15 protein-coding genes are annotated in these 16,526 nt (G+C 66.4%); 6 read left to right on the forward strand and 9 right to left on the reverse strand.

The genetic code is table 11. The annotated features are described in order from the left end of the window. Positions 1-77 precede the first annotated feature (77 nt). From WG921_RS15850 to WG921_RS15865, 4 genes are all read left to right on the forward strand, one after another. Positions 78-974: an ABC transporter substrate-binding protein gene (locus WG921_RS15850; protein WP_340110232.1), complete on the forward strand. Its 897-nt coding sequence runs from the start codon at positions 78-80 to the stop codon at positions 972-974. A 124-nt stretch (positions 975-1,098) separates the two neighbouring features. Then, positions 1,099-1,785 carry an ABC transporter ATP-binding protein gene (locus tag WG921_RS15855; RefSeq protein WP_340110233.1) on the forward strand — a complete coding sequence of 229 codons (687 nt, stop codon included), beginning with the start codon at positions 1,099-1,101 and terminating at the stop codon, positions 1,783-1,785. Further along, entirely contained in the window at positions 1,785-2,606 is an 822-nt protein-coding gene (locus WG921_RS15860) for an ABC transporter permease (protein WP_340110234.1), read from the forward strand. Before WG921_RS15855 ends, WG921_RS15860 begins: the two co-directional genes overlap by 1 nt. Before the next feature lie 13 nt (positions 2,607-2,619). Then, positions 2,620-3,552, forward strand: coding sequence for an acetamidase/formamidase family protein (locus WG921_RS15865; RefSeq protein WP_340110235.1), 933 nt, complete (start codon positions 2,620-2,622; stop codon positions 3,550-3,552). Positions 3,553-3,742: 190 nt separating this feature from the next. Here WG921_RS15865 and WG921_RS15870 read toward each other — a convergent pair whose 3' ends face one another. Genes WG921_RS15870 through WG921_RS15895 form a run of 6 tightly spaced genes read right to left on the reverse strand, consistent with a single transcriptional unit; the run spans position 3,743 to position 11,054 of the window. Beyond that, positions 3,743-4,753 (reverse strand): oligopeptide/dipeptide ABC transporter ATP-binding protein, encoded by a 1,011-nt coding sequence (locus WG921_RS15870; protein ID WP_340110236.1) that lies wholly within the window; start codon positions 4,751-4,753, stop codon positions 3,743-3,745. Then, positions 4,750-5,784 (reverse strand): ABC transporter ATP-binding protein, encoded by a 1,035-nt coding sequence (locus WG921_RS15875; RefSeq protein WP_340110237.1) that lies wholly within the window; start codon positions 5,782-5,784, stop codon positions 4,750-4,752. Before WG921_RS15875 ends, WG921_RS15870 begins: the two co-directional genes overlap by 4 nt. Before the next feature lies 1 nt (position 5,785). After that, positions 5,786-6,679 (reverse strand): ABC transporter permease, encoded by an 894-nt coding sequence (locus WG921_RS15880; protein ID WP_340110238.1) that lies wholly within the window; start codon positions 6,677-6,679, stop codon positions 5,786-5,788. After that, positions 6,676-7,593 (reverse strand): ABC transporter permease, encoded by a 918-nt coding sequence (locus WG921_RS15885; protein ID WP_340110239.1) that lies wholly within the window; start codon positions 7,591-7,593, stop codon positions 6,676-6,678. Before WG921_RS15885 ends, WG921_RS15880 begins: the two co-directional genes overlap by 4 nt. 51 nt (positions 7,594-7,644) lie before the next feature. Beyond that, complete coding sequence (locus WG921_RS15890) at positions 7,645-9,186, reverse strand: ABC transporter substrate-binding protein (RefSeq protein ID WP_340110240.1); 1,542 nt, start codon at positions 9,184-9,186, stop codon at positions 7,645-7,647. Then, complete coding sequence (locus WG921_RS15895) at positions 9,180-11,054, reverse strand: CocE/NonD family hydrolase (protein WP_340110241.1); 1,875 nt, start codon at positions 11,052-11,054, stop codon at positions 9,180-9,182. The genes WG921_RS15890 and WG921_RS15895 overlap by 7 nt, the downstream gene beginning before the upstream one ends. A 136-nt stretch (positions 11,055-11,190) precedes the next feature. Between WG921_RS15895 and WG921_RS15900 the strand changes: the two genes are divergently transcribed. Then, positions 11,191-12,141, forward strand: coding sequence for a LysR family transcriptional regulator (locus WG921_RS15900; RefSeq protein WP_340110242.1), 951 nt, complete (start codon positions 11,191-11,193; stop codon positions 12,139-12,141). A 273-nt stretch (positions 12,142-12,414) separates the two neighbouring features. Continuing rightward, positions 12,415-12,975: a GNAT family N-acetyltransferase gene (locus tag WG921_RS15905; RefSeq protein WP_340110243.1), complete on the forward strand. Its 561-nt coding sequence runs from the start codon at positions 12,415-12,417 to the stop codon at positions 12,973-12,975. A gap of 55 nt (positions 12,976-13,030) precedes the next feature. Here the strand turns inward: WG921_RS15905 and WG921_RS15910 are convergent, their stop codons facing one another. The 3 genes from WG921_RS15910 to WG921_RS15920 are packed head-to-tail and all read right to left on the reverse strand — an operon-like array spanning position 13,031 to position 16,457. Beyond that, positions 13,031-14,653: an ABC transporter ATP-binding protein gene (locus tag WG921_RS15910; RefSeq protein WP_340110244.1), complete on the reverse strand. Its 1,623-nt coding sequence runs from the start codon at positions 14,651-14,653 to the stop codon at positions 13,031-13,033. After that, entirely contained in the window at positions 14,650-15,489 is an 840-nt protein-coding gene (locus WG921_RS15915) for an ABC transporter permease (RefSeq protein WP_340110245.1), read from the reverse strand. Before WG921_RS15915 ends, WG921_RS15910 begins: the two co-directional genes overlap by 4 nt. Continuing rightward, complete coding sequence (locus WG921_RS15920) at positions 15,486-16,457, reverse strand: ABC transporter permease (protein ID WP_340110246.1); 972 nt, start codon at positions 16,455-16,457, stop codon at positions 15,486-15,488. Before WG921_RS15920 ends, WG921_RS15915 begins: the two co-directional genes overlap by 4 nt. Between the last annotated feature and the right edge of the window lie 69 nt (positions 16,458-16,526).

The raw sequence follows: 16,526 nt of genomic DNA on the forward strand, positions 1-16,526 counted from the left end.
ACCAACTTCTTGTTGGCGCGGGCGCGGCCGGAGTCGGTGTTCACGCATTTCCTCTTCATGCGCAGACGCTGAAGACGGTGAACTTCAGTGAAGCCGTTCACAACCTCGGATACATAAATCTGTATGTCGGCATGCACGCCGGCATCTTCGAGAAGAACGGCCTCGCCATGAAAGTATCGGCGGCCGGCGGCGACACCCAGACCTTCGCGTCGGTTCTCGGGGGGTCGTCCGACTTCGCGATCGGCGACGCCACGATGGCGCAGATTTCTCGCGAGCAGGGCGGCCCCGGCATGGTGGTGGGGACGGTGATCCAGAGGGCGCATTATTTCGGCGTCTCGAAGACGCTCGACATGATAACCGATCCGAAGGACTTCAAGGGCCTGACGATCGTGACCTCGCCAGAGCCCAACACGAACTTCTCCGTCGCCAAGCGCATGCTGGAGACGGCCGGTCTTCGCGTCGGCGAGGACACCAAGATTCTCCAGGTCAGCCCCGGGACCGAGATCGCCGCGATGCTGGCCGGACAGGCGGACATGGCGATCGCGTACCAGCCGTCGGTCGCGTCGGCGGTCGACCAGGGAGCGAAAGTCGTCTTCGACTTCTCGAACTATGTCGGCCCGTTCTGCAACACCGGAATCATGGTGCTCGAATCCACGATCGAGCGCGACCCGGAGATGGTGCAGGCGCTGGTGACGTCCTTCGAGGAAGCGTCGCGGCGCACGTATTCCGACCCCGAATTCTCCATGGAGGTCGCGCGGAAGGAGTTCCCCGACCTGCCCGGCAACGTGGTGGACGCCGCCATCGCCGCGGAGCTCGAATTCAAGATCCCCGCCGAGACGGTCGTGGTTCAGCGGGATCAGTGGGACAACCTGATGGATATGCAGCTCTATCTGGGGAACATTCAGGGCACCGTCCCCTACGAGGACATCGTCGACAATTCCTTTGCGGAAAAGGCAGTCGCGAGTCTTGGCTGACGGCGGCGTTGCGACGATATCGGGACCGGATCCGACGGCTGAGATTCCACCTCTCCGTGTGATTCACGTCTCAAAAAGCTATGACGTGGGCGATCACCGCGCCCACGTCATTCGGGATCTCACCGTGACCCTGCACTCAGGGGAGATCGTTTCGATCGTCGGCCCGTCCGGCTGCGGGAAGTCGTCCCTGCTCAACGTGGTCTCAGGCCTCATTCCCCCGTCTTCCGGCGAGATCTACTGGTATGACAAACCGCTGGCGGGAGTGCCGCCCCGGGTTGGATACATGCTCCAGAAGGATCTTCTCCTGCCCTGGCGCACCGCGATCCAGAACGTGGTTCTGGGGCTCGAGATCGCCGAGGTCGACCGCTCGGAGGCCCGTGAGCGCGCGGCGCTCATGCTCGACCGGTTGGGCCTGCGCGGGTTCGAGAGCGCATATCCGGCCACGCTTTCCGGCGGTCAGCGCCAGCGCGTGGCGCTCGCGCGCACGCTCGTCACCGACCCCGAGGTCATGCTGCTCGACGAGCCGTTCGCGGCGCTCGACTTCCAATCAAAGCTGCTCATCGAGAACGACACCGCGGCGCTTGTGCGCGGGGAGCATCGCTCAGTGCTTCTGATCACACATGATGTCGAAGAAGCCGTGTCGATGTCCGATCGGGTTCTCGTCCTCTCACAAAGACCAACATCCGTGATCAGAACATATGAAATCGATCTGCCGGGCGCGCGCACGGACATGATGGAGGCGCGCAAGAGCCCGGGCTTTCAGGAATATGTGCGCGCCATCTGGAACGATCTTCAGAGCGAGTCGTCCTGATGGCCGATGACCTGCTCACCCTGCTGCCGGAGGCCGAACGCGCGGCGCGGCGCAGAGCGCGCACCGTTCGCGCCGGCGCCATCCTCGCGTGCCAGGTCGGCATTCTGGTTTTTCTCCTCGGGTTCTGGGAATGGGCGACGGTGGGGAACCGCGAGCTCGCCTTCCTGTTCGGCTCGCCGAGCGCCGTCTGGACCTTTATCGTGCGCGGCTGGCTGGATGGAACGCTTCTGCGCGACACCTATGTGACGGGAGCGGAGACCGTCATCGGCTTCCTGCTCGGCAACGCCATGGGGACGCTGCTGGGCCTCTCTCTCTGGTATTCACAGTTCGTCGCGCGGGTGGTTCAACCTTATGTGATCGCGATCGGCGCCATCCCGATCATCGCGCTCGCTCCGATCATCATCATCTGGTTCGGAACCGGCCTCGCCTCCAAGGTGGTCATGGCGACGCTCTCGGTCGTGGTGATCGCGCTCCTGACGTCCTACAAGGGCGCATCGAGCGTCGACCCCGACGAGATGAATTTGTTCCGCACGCTTGGGGCCAGCAAATTTCAGATGTTTCGGCGGCTGGTGATTCCGTCCGCCCTGTCCGACATCTTTTCGGGGCTTCGTCTGACCGTCGGCTTTGCGCTGATCGGGGCGATCATCGGCGAATTCATGTCGTCGTCCGAGGGCCTCGGCCACGCGATTTTCCAGGCGGGCTCGCTCTACAACATCCCCAAGGTGTTCGCAGGGCTGGTCGCGACGATCGCCCTGGCTCTGGTGTTGACCTGGGTGGTCGGAAAGCTGGAACGTCTGCTCACCCCGTGGAAGACGGATTGAAAAGGAGCCGAGAATGACTGCAGATAACGGAGCCGCGCTTGTCCGCAAGCAAGGCAACATCAAATACGCGCTGTCTGGCGATGACGCGTTCGTCGCGTCGATGACGCCCGGCGAGGTTTTCACCGTCGAATGCGCAATCAACGTCAATGACGGAACCATCCGCCATCTCGGCCAGCAGCTGACGCCCGCGGATGTGACGCTGCCATATGTCAACGGCGCGACCGGCCCGATCGAGATCAAGGGGGCGCAACCCGGCGACATGCTCTCGGTCGAAGTTCTCGACATGAAGCTGAACGGGTTGGGCTTCACCGCGCTCTGGCCCGGGATCGGCATCTTTCCCGACTGGGTCAGGCGCAAGGAGTTCGGCATCAGAACCCGCGTCGTCGAGGTGAGCGACGGGGTGGTTCATTGGTCGGACAGCGTCAAGTTTCCGATCCGGCCGATGATCGGCGTCGTCGGAGTGGCTCCGCTCCATGGCGCGGTGCTGACGATGGACAACGGCACGCACGGCGGCAACATGGATGTTCAGGAGATGACCACCGGCAACACGGTGATGTTGCGGGTCAATCGCGAGGGCGCGCATCTCTTCCTCGGCGACTGCCACGCGATTCAGGGCGACGGCGAAGTGAACGGCATGGGCGCGATCGAGATCGCCGCCGATCTGACGGTGCGGGTCTCGCTCGAACCGGCGCCGGAGCGGCTCATTCATCCGCGCATCGAGACGCCCACCCACATCTGCACAACCGGCTGCGCCCGCCCGCTCGAGGACGCCATGCGCATCGCGTTCGAGGAAATGGTCTACTGGCTGGAGGACAGCTACGGCGTCCCCGCCCACGAGGGCTACATGCTCCTGGGGCAGATAGCGGAGGCGCGGTGCACGCAGATGGTCAATCCCAAATACACCTATATCTGCAAGGTATCAAAGGACGTGCTGAAGCAGCTTTGATCGGGTTCATGGCTGACGTCGGGCCTCGATAGACGCTGCGCCGTCAGGCGCGCGCGCCCGCTTCGAGCGATCGGGAGCAATATCTCCTTTGGTCGCTCGGAGCGCGTCGGCCGGTCTCAGCCTGGCGGCGTTCGCCCCGAACCGGAGGCCCGGCGCCGCCGCCCGCGAATCCGCCGATGACCGGCGCCGATCAAGGGCGGGGCTGGGCTCCGGGCGCTTCCGCGGCGGGGGGCGCAGGCGCTGCGGCGGCGCCGAGCGGGTGGTGGCAGCGGAAGATATGGCCCTCGCCGCGGCGCTCCGGCGCTTCATCGACGCAGCGTTGATCCGCGAACTGGCAGCGCGGATGAAAGGCGCAGCCGGAGGGCGGGTTGACCGGGCTCGGAAACTCCGCTTCGAGCCCGTGCAGCTCGGGCAGGCGCGCGCCCGCGCGAGGCGGGAGAACCGCCTTCAGCAGCGCGTCCGAATAGGGATGGCGCGGATGGGCGAACACCTCCGCGCTCGGCCCGTTCTCCACGATCTGGCCGAGATACATCACCGCCACTTCATCAGCGAGGTGATGCACCACGGCCAGATTGTGGCTGATCAGGATCATCGTCAGGTCGAACTCGCGCTTCAGCCGGCTGAGGAGATTGAGGATCTGCGACTGAACGGAGACGTCGAGCGCCGATGTCGGCTCATCGCAGATCAGGATCTTCGGCTCTCCGATCAGCGCGCGCGCGATGGCGACGCGCTGCCGTTGCCCGCCGGAAAGCTGGCTCGGATAGGTGGAGATCAGGTGCTCCGGCAAGCCGACCTCCTTCGCCATCTCCCGCGCGCGGCGGCGCCGGAAGGCGGCGTTCCCCTCGCCGCGCACGGTCAGCGGCGCGGCGATGATCGCCTCGACGGTCATGCGCGGGTTGAGCGAGGAGTACGGGTCCTGGAAAACCGGCTGGATCAGGCGGGCGCGCTCGATCCGGCCATAGGATGTGATCGGGCGCCCCTCGACCAGCACCTCGCCCGATGTCGCCTCCTCCACGCCGAGGAGGATCTTCGCGAGGGTGCTTTTCCCGCAGCCGGATTCGCCGACGAGGCCGAGCGTGCGCCCGCGCGCCACCGTAAGATCGACGCCCCTGAGCGCGCGCAGGGTCTGCTTTCGGGCGAAGGAGCCGCCAACGGAATAATCGCGAGTGACGCCGCGCATGGTGAGGGTCTCGGCGGTCATGCGCCCGCCTCCTCGGCGTCGGCCCGGATCCAGACCTCCGGGTCGCGCGTGGCGGGGTCGTCGGGCAGGACGCAGCGCATCTTGCGCCCGCCGCCGACGTCCCTGAGCGGGACCGGCGCCGCCGCGCAGCGCGGCTCGGCGTAGGGGCAGCGGTCGATGAAGCCGCACGCCGCAAGCTCCCCCTCCTGCCGCGGGACGACGCCGGGAATGAAGCCCAGCATCTCGCCCTGGCGGGTCTCGCCCGGAACCGGGATCGAGCGCATCAGACCCTCGGTGTAGGGATGGAGCGGCTGGCTGAGAATATCGGCGCAATCGCCGGTCTCGACCACTTCGCCGCCATACATCACGACGATGCGGTCCGCGACGCCGGCGACCACCCCGAGGTCATGCGTGATCAGGACGAGGCCGATGCCGGTCTCGCGCTGGATATCCCGCAGCAGCCGCAGGATTTGCGCCTGGATGGTGACGTCGAGCGCGGTCGTCGGCTCATCCGCGATGATCAGCTCCGGCTCGCAGAGCAGCGCCATCGCGATCATCACCCGCTGGCGCAGCCCGCCCGAAAGCTGGTGCGGATATTGCGACAGCCGCTCCTCCGGCGTCGGAATCCCGACCTTGCGCAGAAGCTCCAGCGCCCGCGCCCGCGCCGCGCCGCGCGTGACCCGCCGATGCTGGCGCAGGATCTCGCACATCTGGTCGCCGATCCGGTAGCAGGGATCGAGCGCGGTCATCGGGTCCTGAAAGATCATCGCGATGCGGTCGCCGCGAAGTCGCCGCCAGCGCCGCCGGCTGACGCTGGAGATCGACTCGCCGTTCAGCTCGATGCGCTCCGAGCGCGCGCGCGCCGCGCGGGGCAGAAGCCCCATGATCGCGAGCGCGGTCAGGCTCTTGCCGCAGCCGGATTCGCCGACGATGGCGACGGTCTCGCCCCGGCCGACGGTGAGGTCGACCCGGCGCACCGGCTTCAGCAGGGCGCCGGGCGTCGGGATCTCCACGCTCAGGTTGACGACGTCCAGGATCGGGGGCGCGCTCATCTCAGGCTTTCCCTTCCGGGGTCGTCACGTCGCGCAGCGCGTCGCCAACCAGGTTGACCGAGAAGATCAGCAGCACCAGCGCGGCGCCGGGGATGGCGATCATCCACGGGCGAAACAGCATCTGGCCCTTGGCTTCGGCCACCATCAACCCCCAGGAGACCTGCGGCGGCTGTACGCCGAGCCCGAGAAAGGACAGCGCCGCCTCCAGCAGGATCGCGTGCGCGACCTCGATCGAGGCGACGACGATCAGCGGCCCGATGATGTTGGGCAGGATCTCCCGGAACAGGATCCGCGCGGTCGAGCTGCCGATGGCGCGGGCCGAGATGATATACTCGCGCGAGGCCACCTGCTGCGTCGCGGCGCGCACCACGATGGCGAAGCGATCCCAGAGCAGGAGGCCGATCACCAGGATCAGCAGCCAGAGCGAATTGCCGATCAGCGCCACCACGACCAGCGCCACCAGCACCACCGGCAAGGTCAGGCGGATGGTGATGACGAAATTGATGATCAGGTCGGGCCAGCCGCCCCAATAGCCCGCGGCGACGCCCATCGCCGTGCCGATCGCGCCCGAGATGAGCACCGTGCAGAACCCGAGAACAAGCGAAATGCGCGCGCCGTAAAGGAGGCGCGCCAGATAGTCCCGCCCGAGATTGTCGGTGCCGAAAATATGCTCCCAGCTTCCCTTTTCCGCCCAGACCGGCGGAATGTAGCGCCGCGCGAGGTCCTGAAGCGTCGGGTCATGGGGCGTCAGGAGCGGAGCGAAGATCGCGGCGAGGATGATCGCCGTGATGATCAGCCCGCCAATCCAGATCCCGCCGTGCCGGAGCGCGCGGCGGACCGCGATCTGGCCCGGCGAAAGCGAAATCGGCGTCGGAAGGGTGCGCGCGCCGCTCATGAAACCCTGATCCGCGGGTCGAGAAGAGCGTTGAGCAGGTCGGCCAGAAGCGTCAGCAGCGCATAGGCCGTGGCGATGACCAGAAGAATGGCCTGGATGATCTCGATATCGGCGCGTTGGATCGATTCCCACGCGAGATACCCGATGCCTTTCAACGAGAAGATCGTCTCGATCACGATCGAGCCGCCAAGCATGAAGCCGAGCTGAACCGCCGCGAGCGACACGACCGGGATGACCGCATGGCGAAGGCTGTGGCGCAGCACCACCCGCCAGGGCGCGAGCCCATAGGCGCGCGCGGTGCGGACATGGTCGGATTGGAGCACGTCCATCATGCCGGAGCGGGTCAGCCGCATGATCGCCGGCGTCGCGTAATAGCCGAGCGCGATCGACGGCATGAGATAGTTGAGCCAGCCGCCGCTGCCGGAGATCGGCAGCCAGCGCAGATAGACGCCGAAGATATACATCAGCCCAAGTCCGAACAGGAAAGACGGCAGCGCCTGCCCGGCGACCGCGATCCAGAGCGCGATCCGGTCGATCAGGGTGTTCGGAAAGAGCGCGGCGAAGACGCCGAGCGGGATCGAAAGCAGCAATGCGAAGCTGAGCGCGAGCGCCCCGAGCGTCGCGGTCACCGGCATGTGCTCCGCCAGAACCGCGCCCGCGTCCATTCTCAGATAGTAGGAGCGGCCGAAATCGCCGCCGAGCAACCGGCCGACCCAATCGAGATACTGGGCGGCGAGCGGACGGTCGAAACCGAAGGTCGCCCGCACCGCGGCGATGTCCGCGCTGCTGGCCCCTTCGCCGGCCATGGCCGCGGCCGGATCCCCCGAAAGGTGAACCAGCATGAAGGCGACGATCGAGGTGACGACGATCACCAGCGCCGTCAGCCCCAGGCGTTTCGCGATAAACGCAGCCATAAACGCTCCCGCACCGTCATGCGGGGGATTTCTCCCCCGCATGGAGCCGTCTTATTTCCACTTCGCCAGATAGAAGTGGGCCATTTCATCAGGCGTCACCGGATAGTCCAGCTCCTTGTTGAAGGCGTAGGTCCGGCCGTAGACGAAGAGCGGGATGTAATAGGCCTGATCCGCGATCTTCTTCAGCGCCTTGGAGTAGAACGCCTTGCGCACTTCGGGGTCGGAGTTGGTGTCGGCCTTGTCCAGCCAGTCCCGCACCTCCGCGTCGCGCGCATAATCGTCCGAGCTGAACTTGAAGTAGTAGCTGGTGCTGGCGGAGACATCGAGCATCCCGTTCGAGCCGAGCGTGAGATGCGCGAGCGCCGCCTTGTCGTCGACGATCAGCGGCCGAAGCGCCCGCCACTGGAGGAACTGGAGATCCGCATCGATGCCCACGGCGCGGAGGTAGTTCAGAACCGCCTCCGAATAGGGCCGGTCGCGATAGGCGTAGAAGGGAATCTCGAACCCGTCCGGATACCCGGCCTCCGCCAGCAGGGCCTTCGCCTTTTCAGGGTCGTAGGCGTATTGCGTGACATCGGTCTCACAGCCGAACTGAACCGGCACGCACATGGACCTCTGCACCGCGGAGCCTTCGCCGACGAGGTTCTTGCTCAGCGACTCGCGGTCGATGGCGTGGGCGATCGCCTGGCGGACGCGAACATCCTGCAGCGGCGTCTCTCCGGTCCGGCCGGCCGCGTCGAGCGACAGGAAGGACATGCGCATCGTCGGCGCGGAGACGACGGTGAGGTTCTCCATCTCCCTGAGAAGGTCGGCGTTTTCGGGCGGGACGCCCCAGATCCAGTCGACGCCGCCGGTCATCAGCTCGGCGATCTGGGTCTCCGGGTCCTTGATCGTCTTGTAGACGATCTTGCCGATCGACGGCTTCCCTTTCGGGCTCCCGTCGAAATAGTTCTCGTTCTTCTCCAGCGTCACGGACTGCCCGGGCTGGTAATCCGTCAGGATGTAGGGGCCGGTGCAGACCGGCAGAACCGCGCCCCAGTCGCGCCGCGTGGCGCCGTCCGCGCCGGGAACCTCCGGCGCGTTGTCATAATGCCCGGAGGGAAACATCGGCGCGGTGCCGGTCAGATACTCCAGCGCGGCCGGGGTCGGCGCGTCCGCGTGAATCCGCACCGTGTGCGGGTCGACGACCTCGACGGTGTCGATCCACTCGATGATGACGCGGACCTTCATGCCGCTGTCGGGCGCCGCGACATGGTTGAGCGTGTACGCGACGTCTTCAGCGTCGAAATCGGTGCCATCGTGGAACTTGACGCCCTCGCGGAGCTTCAGCTCCAGGGTGACATCGTCGATCCATTCCCAGCTCGTGGCCAGGAGCGGCACGTATTCGTTGGTCATCGGATCGCGGTGAACCAGGCTGTCGCACTGGGCGTAGGTCGTGATCAGCGCTTCGCGCTGGTTCCCGTAGTAGAGATCCGGGGTGTCTATCTCCGTGGAGGTGGCCCACGTGAAGGTGTCGGTGTCCTTGCCCGCGTGCGCGGCCGCGCCCGCCATCGCGACCACCGCGAACGTCAAGGCTGCTTTCCTGATCAACATCCGGTTTCCTCTCCTTGCTGGTATTGAGCCTTGCGGCTTTCTTCGCTCCATGGAAGCTCTATCGCCGAAGCGGCGTCCCCGCCATGCATGATGCTCAGGCGCGGCGGCCGCCCGTGCGGCAGCTGCACATAGTGATCGCAATCCGCGCCTGCGATCGACAGCCGGATCCGGCTTCCTTTGGCGAAGGTCCATGAGGTCGGCGCCAGCGCGAACCTGAGCCGCGCCGGCTCGCCCGGGGTCAGAGGCCGCGCCTTGGCCCGGCTGAAATCGTGGAACGGCCAGCTCCAGTTCTGCTCGGGCGGCGGCGCGCTCTCCTGCCGATGCAGGGCGCGAAACACGCCTTCGGTGACGTAGCGGAGCGCGCCGTCCGCCTCCAGCTCCGACAGATAGACATGCAGCACCGCGTCCGGCTGGCTGGAGACGAGGTGGAGCGTGACCACCGGATGCCCGGTGATCGTCGCCGCCGCGTCGAGCGGTTGGGACGTGTAGGCGTGCATCGGCCGCTCGTGCTCTTCCCAGTCCGGATAGTAGGTGGCGACGTTGATCGCGGCCAGCCGCTCATGCCGCGTGTTCACGCCGGTTCCGGCGGCGAAATCCGCGGTGAAGCCGCTTTCTCCTTCCGCGCCCGGCTCGGGGAGAAGCGCCCCGTCGGCGCCGAGATAGAGCGTCCGCGCCGTCTCGATCGGCGGCCATGTCGCCGCGGCGCGCCAGACCTCCTCATGAATGGTGAAATAATGGACCGGCGCCTCGTCCTGCAATCCGGTGTCGACGCCCATCAGGTAGTGGTCGAAGAAGCGCAGCGTCTCGTTCATCATCACGGACTGGGGGTCGCCCGGCGCGCGCCAGGGGGAGACGTCGGTCCGCGCGCCATGATCCCAGGCGCCGAGAAGCAGGCGCCGCTTCTCGCCCGGCAGCGAGAGGAAACGCGCGATCGAGCCGTTCGCGTAGGCCGCGCCATCCATCCAGCCCGAAATCGAATAGACCGCCACGTCCTGCGGGATATCGCGGGCGTAATGAAACGGGCTGAAGGAGGCGGCGCTGAAAGACGGATCGTAAGGCAGCCGGTCGTCGGCGAACTGAAACTCGGAGATGAACTCGGGCATGTGGAAATTCGCCAGATGCTCCTTCGTCGCCATCCTGAGGAGCGCGCCATCCGGATCCTCGTCGACAGGTTGCGGCCCGGCGAAGTTCGGATCGCTGAAATAGGGGAGGCGCGCGAGGATGTCGCGCCGATCATGATCGAGGCCGACCATGAGCTCGTCATACCCCGCCGCCAGCTTGTTCAGCAGCACGCCGCCCGGATAGAAATGGTCGGTATAGGTGTTCCAGACCCCCGAGAGCGGCGCGATCGCTTTCACCGCCGGGTGGCCGGTGCTGGCGAGGAAACAGGCCGCCGCGCCGAGATAGGAGATGCCGGTGGATCCGATCGTCCCGTCCGACCAGGGCTGGGCGACGACCCAGTCGGCGATCTCGCGGAAATCCTCACGCTCGACGGGCGAGCGGAAACTGTCCCGGACGCCGAAACTCGCGCCGGTTCCCCGAACGTCGACCGCGACCACCGCATAGCCTCGCGGCGTGAAGAGGTCCCGGTAGAGCGCGACATTGGGGCTGGCCTCGACGCCGGCCGGCGCCGTGTCGCGAAGCGCGAAACGCCGGTAATACGGCGTGAGGATGAGAATGGTCGGCACGCCGCCGGACGAGGCGGCCTCGGCGGCCGGCAGGTGCACGTCGACCGCGAGGCGGCAGCCGTCGCGCATCTCGACATAGGTGGAGGTCGGCGGGCGCATTTCATGAACGGGCGGCCGGCTCTCCAGATAGCTGGACGGGGCCCGTCTCCACGCCTCGCCGCGTCTGTCTCCGTCGGCCATTCTACGCTCCACCTTTGCCGGGTCAGTCTTGTTCGGCGCGCCGAACGAGGTTGACAATGCGCGAATGGTAGCGGCCTTGCCGTATGCGTCAAATTCTGTTGTAGCAGGATTTCATACGTGGAGCGCATGACAAACCATGAATCTGAAAGGTCTGGAGGCGCTGCGGGCGTTCATGGAGGGCGGGTCGATCAACGCCGCCGCAGATCGGCTCGGACGAACGCAGCCGCAGGTGAGCCGCCTGCTCGGCGCGCTTGAGGCGGAGGCGGGGTTTCCTCTTTTCACGCGGGAGAAAAGGCGGCTTGCGCCGACGCTGGAGGGGCGCGAATTTTACGCCTATGTCGAGCGCGCGCTCTACAGCCTCGACGAGGTCGGTTACGAGGCGCGAAAAATTCATCAGCGCCAGCGGCGGCATGTCCGGATCCTGACGGCGCCCCATGTGACCAACGTTCTTCTGGCCGAGGCGATCGCGACGCTGACCGAGGAGAGCCCCGCCTTCACCGCGACGATCGACGCGCGCTCGCGGCTCGATATCGAGCTGTGGCTCGGGCATGAGCCGTTCGATCTCGGCATCACGGTTCTTCCGCTCAACAGCGACGTGATCGAGATCGCGCCGATGGTCACCGTCAGCGCGGTCGCGGTCATGCACGAGAGCCATCCGCTGGCGGCGAGGGACGTGGTGACGATCGACGACCTGATCGGCCTGCCGATGGTTCTGAACAGCCCGCGCACGGTGCTGCGTCAACGTGTCGACGCGACCTTCCGCAAGGTTGGCGCCGAGCCTCTCCTGCGGCTGGAGACGCCGAACGGGGTCGTCGCCTGCGAGCTTGCGGCGCGGGGGCTCGGGCTGGCGGTGGCGGACGGGTTCGTCGCGCGGTCGAGTTTTCAGCCGGGGATGGCGATCCGCCGGTTCGAGCCGAGCATCGATCTGGAATATGTGTTCATCTTTCCGAGATGGCGGCGGCGAAACCCGATCGTGGATCGCTTCGTGACGCTCATCCGTGAAGCGGCGCTGCGCGCGGTTTCGCGCGATCACCCGCCGACGACCGCGCCGCTTTTGAGCAAACCGTCGGGCTCTGGGGCGCCGTAGCCGTCTTCACGCGCAATCTCACGCGCCCGTCTGCCGATTTTCCAATCGCCTGAAGCGCGCGAAAAGCCCAGCGGAGGCCCGGGGCGCCGCGCCCCGGCGCGCGATCTCGACGCCTTCGCCCATCGCGCGGGGGGTGACGCGCCATGCGGGCGCCGGGCGCTCCCTCGAATTTCCTGTCGCCCCTATGGCTTTTGCTGCAGTGCAGCATTATCTTGACGTCGGGAGGCCAACCTGGCGCGGGGCCAATCCGGCGCCGCCAAGGAGCCTGGATCTATGAACGCTCTTTCTGCTCATCCATCGCGTGAAATCCGCAAACTCGGGAAGCGCGATATTCCTGAAATCACCCGGCATCTTTTGCGCCTCGACCGCAGATCCCGGCGCTCGCGCTTTGGCGCGTCGGTCAAGGACGACTTCATCAGAACCTACGCCGGGCGGATCATTGGCGCCGATGCGCTGGTCTTCGGGGCGTTTCACGATGGCCGGCTCCGCGCGATTGGCGAAGTGCGAGGGCTTTCTCAGGCTTCGCCTCACGAAGCGGAGATTGCCGTCTCGGTCGAGCCGGAGTGGCAGGGTGAAGGGATTGGCGGCGCGCTATTCTCCCGTCTGGTGACGGCGGCGCAAAACCGCGGGATCAAGGTGCTGCACGTCCTTTTTCTGGACAAGAACAAGAGGATGCGGAGCATCGTGGCGAAACATCACCCCAGAATGCGCTTTGACAGCGGTCAGGTCGTCGCCACCTTCGATCCGCCCTGGGCCACGCCGATGTCCTTCGCCCGCGAGATCGCGCAAGACGCCGGCGCCTGTCTCAGACGGGTTTTCCAGTTCGCCACATGACGCTCCGCCGCGCTTTCCGGGGCCGGTTTGCGGCGGCGCGGCCTGAGCGCGCCCGCTATCGCGCCCGCGCCAGCGCGCGCTCGTAGTCCTGGCCCGGGATCGCGGCGAGCAGGCTGCGGGTGTAGTCGGTGCTTGGGTCGTGCAGAACCTTGCCTGACGGGCCGACCTCGACGATCCGGCCCTTTTGCATCACGATGATCCGGTCGCAGATGCGCGCGGCGACCCGCAGGTCGTGGGTGATGAACAGCATCGACAGGTTCAGGCGCGCCTTGAGATCCGCCAGAAGGTCCAGCACCTGCGCCTGGATCGACACGTCGAGCGCCGACACCGCCTCGTCCGCGATGATGATCGTGGGGTCGAGCGCGAGGGCGCGGGCGATGCCGATGCGCTGACGCTGACCGCCGGAGAATTCATGCGGAAAGCGGCTCATCGCCGACGCGTCCAGCCCGACCAGCTCCAGCAGCTCCCGCGCGCGGTCCAGCGCCTGCTCCTGGGGCGCGCCATAGGCGACGAGCCCCTCGGTCAGGATGCGCGAGACGCGCGCGCGGGGGTTGAGCGAGGAGTAGGGATCCTGAAAGATCATCTGCATCTTGCGCCGCCGGTCGCGCAGTTCGGCGCCGGACATGTCCGCGATGTCGTCGCCGCCCAGCATGACGCGCCCGCTGTCGGGGGCGTATAGCCGCACGAGGCAGCGCCCGACGGTGGATTTTCCCGAGCCGCTCTCGCCGACGATGCCGATCGTCTCGCCTGCGTATAGCTCGAAGCTGACGTCCTGCACCGCCTTGACCACGCGGCGCGCGCCGAAGAGCGCGCCCGAGCCGGTGGAGAAGGTCTTGTTCAGCCCCTCCACGGTCAGGACCGGCGCGCGGGTCTGCGCGGCGGCGTCCTCGCGGTGGGTCAGGCGCGGGATCGCGTCGATCAGAGCGCGGGTGTAGGGGTGCTGCGGGCGCAGCAGCACCTCGTCCGCGGCGCCCGCCTCCACGATCTTGCCGGTCTGCATGACGATGACCGTGTCGGCGATGTCGGCGACCACGCCGAAATCATGGGTGATGAAGATGACCGCCATGCCGCGCGATTTGCGCAGGTTCTCGATCAGTTCGAGGATCTGGGCCTGGGTGGTCACGTCGAGCGCGGTGGTCGGCTCGTCCGCGATCAGGATGTCGGGCTCGAGCGCCAGCGCCATGGCGATCATCACGCGCTGGCGCTGCCCGCCCGAAAGCTGGAAGGGATACGCGCGGATCGCCGCCTCGGGGTCGGGGATGCCGACCTCGTCGAGCAGCGTCAACGCGCGCGCGCGCCGCTCGGGCCGGGTCAGCGCGCCATGCGCCTCGAACACTTCGGCGATCTGGGCGCCGACGCGCATCAGCGGGTTGAGCGCGCTCAGCGGCTCCTGGAAGATCATCGAGATGCGCTGGCCGCGAAGGGCGCGCATGTCCTTTTCGGGCAGGCTGAGGATCTCGCGGCCGTCGAAGAGGATCGACCCCGCGACCGGCTCGACCCCTTCGGGAAGCAGCCCCATCACGGCGTTGGCCGACATGGATTTGCCCGAGCCGCTCTCGCCGACGATGCAGAGGATCTCGCCGGGCGCGAGATCGAAACTCACGTCCTCGGCGGCGTGGCCGCGGTCGGCGCCGGGGGGCAGGGCGATGGAGAGGGCGCGGACGCTGAGCAGACTCATGCGAACCGCCTCTTCAGTCGGGGGTTGAGCGCGTCGTTCAAGCCCTCTCCGATCAGATTCATCGCCAGCACGGTCAGGAGGATCGCCATGCCGGGCAGGAACGTGAGCCACCATGCGGTCCGGATCACGGTGCGCGCGGCGCCGATCATGTAGCCCCAGGACATGATGTTGGGGTCCCCCAAGCCGAGGAACGAGAGCGAGCTTTCCAGCAGGATCGCCTGCGCCACCATGAGCGAAGCCAGCACGATGATCGGGGGCAACGCGTTGGGGAGGATGTGCCGCGCGATGATCTGCAGGTTGCCAAGGCCCGAGAGCGTCGCCGCTTCGACGAATTCGCGGGTTCTGAGGCTGAGCACCTCCCCGCGCACGAGACGGGCGACGGGCGGCCAGCTGACGATGGCGATGGCGATGATGACGAAGGTCAGGCTGGGCTGGAAGATCGCGAGGAGAACGATGGCCAGCGCGAAGCTGGGGATCGTCTGGAAGAACTCGGTGAAGCGCATCAGCGCGTCGTCGATGCGGCCCGGAAAATAGCCGGCGAACGCGCCGACCGGCACCCCGATGGTCAGCGCGACGAAGGTGGAGACGAGGCCCACCAGCAGGCTGACATAGGCGCCATGCGCGAGGCCGGCGAGAACGTCCCGTCCGAGCGCGTCGGTCCCCAGCGGCAGCCCCGCCTGCGTGAAGGGCGGCAGGAACGGGCGCTGCACCATCTTCCACGGGCTTTGCGGGAAGAGGACCGGCGCCAGGATCGCGGTGGCGATCACGATGGCGAGGATGACCAGCCCGATCACCGCGCCCCGGTTATGGGCGAAATGTTTCCAGAAAGTTCTCATTTGGTCAGCCTGATGCGGGGATCGACGATGACATAGACGACATCGGTGATCAGGTTGAACAGGAGCACCATGGCGGCCGAGACGTAGAACACGCCGAGGATCACATTGTAGTCGCGCTGGTTGATCGCGTCGAACATCAGCCGCCCGATGCCGGGCCAGGCGAAGACCGTTTCGGTCAGGATCGCCCCGCCGAAGATCTGACCCGCCTGAAGGCCCGCCAATGTGATGACCGGCAGAAGAGCGTTGCGCAAAATATGGCGGCGTTGGATCACGCCGCGGCTGAGACCCTTGGCGCGGGCGGTCTTGACGAAGTCGAGGCGGCTGACCTCAAGCATCGAGGCGCGCGTCATGCGCATGTAGATCGCCGTGAAGAAGAGGCCCAGCGTCGTCGCGGGCAGGATCAGGTGCAGCCCGATGTCGAGCGCGCGTTCAAACCCGGTGTAGCCCGCGCCGATCGACTCGTAGCCAAAGCCGGGCAGCCAGTCCAACCAGACTGAAAACACCAGCGCCGCCATCAGCGCGACCCAGAAGAGCGGGGTCGCGTAGAAGATCAGCGCGAAGAACGAGATGATCGTATCGCTCCAGCGCCCCTGACGGGCCGAGGCGGCGACTCCGGCGATGACGCCCAGAACCAGCGACATCACGAAGGCGACCCCGGTCAGCAGCAGCGTCGCGGGCAGGCGCTGGGCGATCAGCTCGGCGACCGGCATCTGCTGGCGGTAGGAAAAGCCGAGATCGAACTGCACCGCGTCGCGCACATAGCGCCACAGCTGGATATGGAGCGGTTGATCGAGGCCGAACCTCTCGCGAAGGTCGGCGAGGAACTTGGCGTCGGCGGCGCCGGCCTCACCCGCCATCACCGCCGCGGGGTCGCCCGGCGCGGCGTGGATCAGCAGGAAGTTGACGATCAGGATGGCCAACAGGATGAACGCCGCCTTGACCAGTCTGCCCAGAATGAACCGTGTCAAATGCTCTGCCCTGTCCGGAGATGTGTCGTGGGGTCCGGGGCGCCGCGGCGCCCCGGATGCGACAGGCCC

The organism is Paludibacillus litoralis, from assembly GCF_037646705.1.
Classification (GTDB): domain Bacteria; phylum Pseudomonadota; class Alphaproteobacteria; order Rhodobacterales; family Rhodobacteraceae; genus Pikeienuella; species Pikeienuella litoralis.

Bases quoted from the DNA above. Each gene is read 5' to 3' on its own strand.
- WG921_RS15870 (WP_340110236.1), bottom strand. From the start codon at position 4,753: ATGACCGCCGAGACCCTCACCATGCGCGGCGTCACTCGCGATTATTCC.
- WG921_RS15860 (WP_340110234.1), top strand. From the start codon at position 1,785: ATGGCCGATGACCTGCTCACCCTGCTGCCGGAGGCCGAACGCGCGGCG.
- WG921_RS15865 (WP_340110235.1), top strand. From the start codon at position 2,620: ATGACTGCAGATAACGGAGCCGCGCTTGTCCGCAAGCAAGGCAACATC.
- WG921_RS15900 (WP_340110242.1), top strand. From the start codon at position 11,191: ATGAATCTGAAAGGTCTGGAGGCGCTGCGGGCGTTCATGGAGGGCGGG.
- WG921_RS15895 (WP_340110241.1), bottom strand. From the start codon at position 11,054: ATGGCCGACGGAGACAGACGCGGCGAGGCGTGGAGACGGGCCCCGTCC.
- WG921_RS15910 (WP_340110244.1), bottom strand. From the start codon at position 14,653: ATGAGTCTGCTCAGCGTCCGCGCCCTCTCCATCGCCCTGCCCCCCGGC.
- WG921_RS15875 (WP_340110237.1), bottom strand. From the start codon at position 5,784: ATGAGCGCGCCCCCGATCCTGGACGTCGTCAACCTGAGCGTGGAGATC.
- WG921_RS15880 (WP_340110238.1), bottom strand. From the start codon at position 6,679: ATGAGCGGCGCGCGCACCCTTCCGACGCCGATTTCGCTTTCGCCGGGC.
- WG921_RS15915 (WP_340110245.1), bottom strand. From the start codon at position 15,489: ATGAGAACTTTCTGGAAACATTTCGCCCATAACCGGGGCGCGGTGATC.
- WG921_RS15905 (WP_340110243.1), top strand. From the start codon at position 12,415: ATGAACGCTCTTTCTGCTCATCCATCGCGTGAAATCCGCAAACTCGGG.
- WG921_RS15890 (WP_340110240.1), bottom strand. From the start codon at position 9,186: ATGTTGATCAGGAAAGCAGCCTTGACGTTCGCGGTGGTCGCGATGGCG.
- WG921_RS15885 (WP_340110239.1), bottom strand. From the start codon at position 7,593: ATGGCTGCGTTTATCGCGAAACGCCTGGGGCTGACGGCGCTGGTGATC.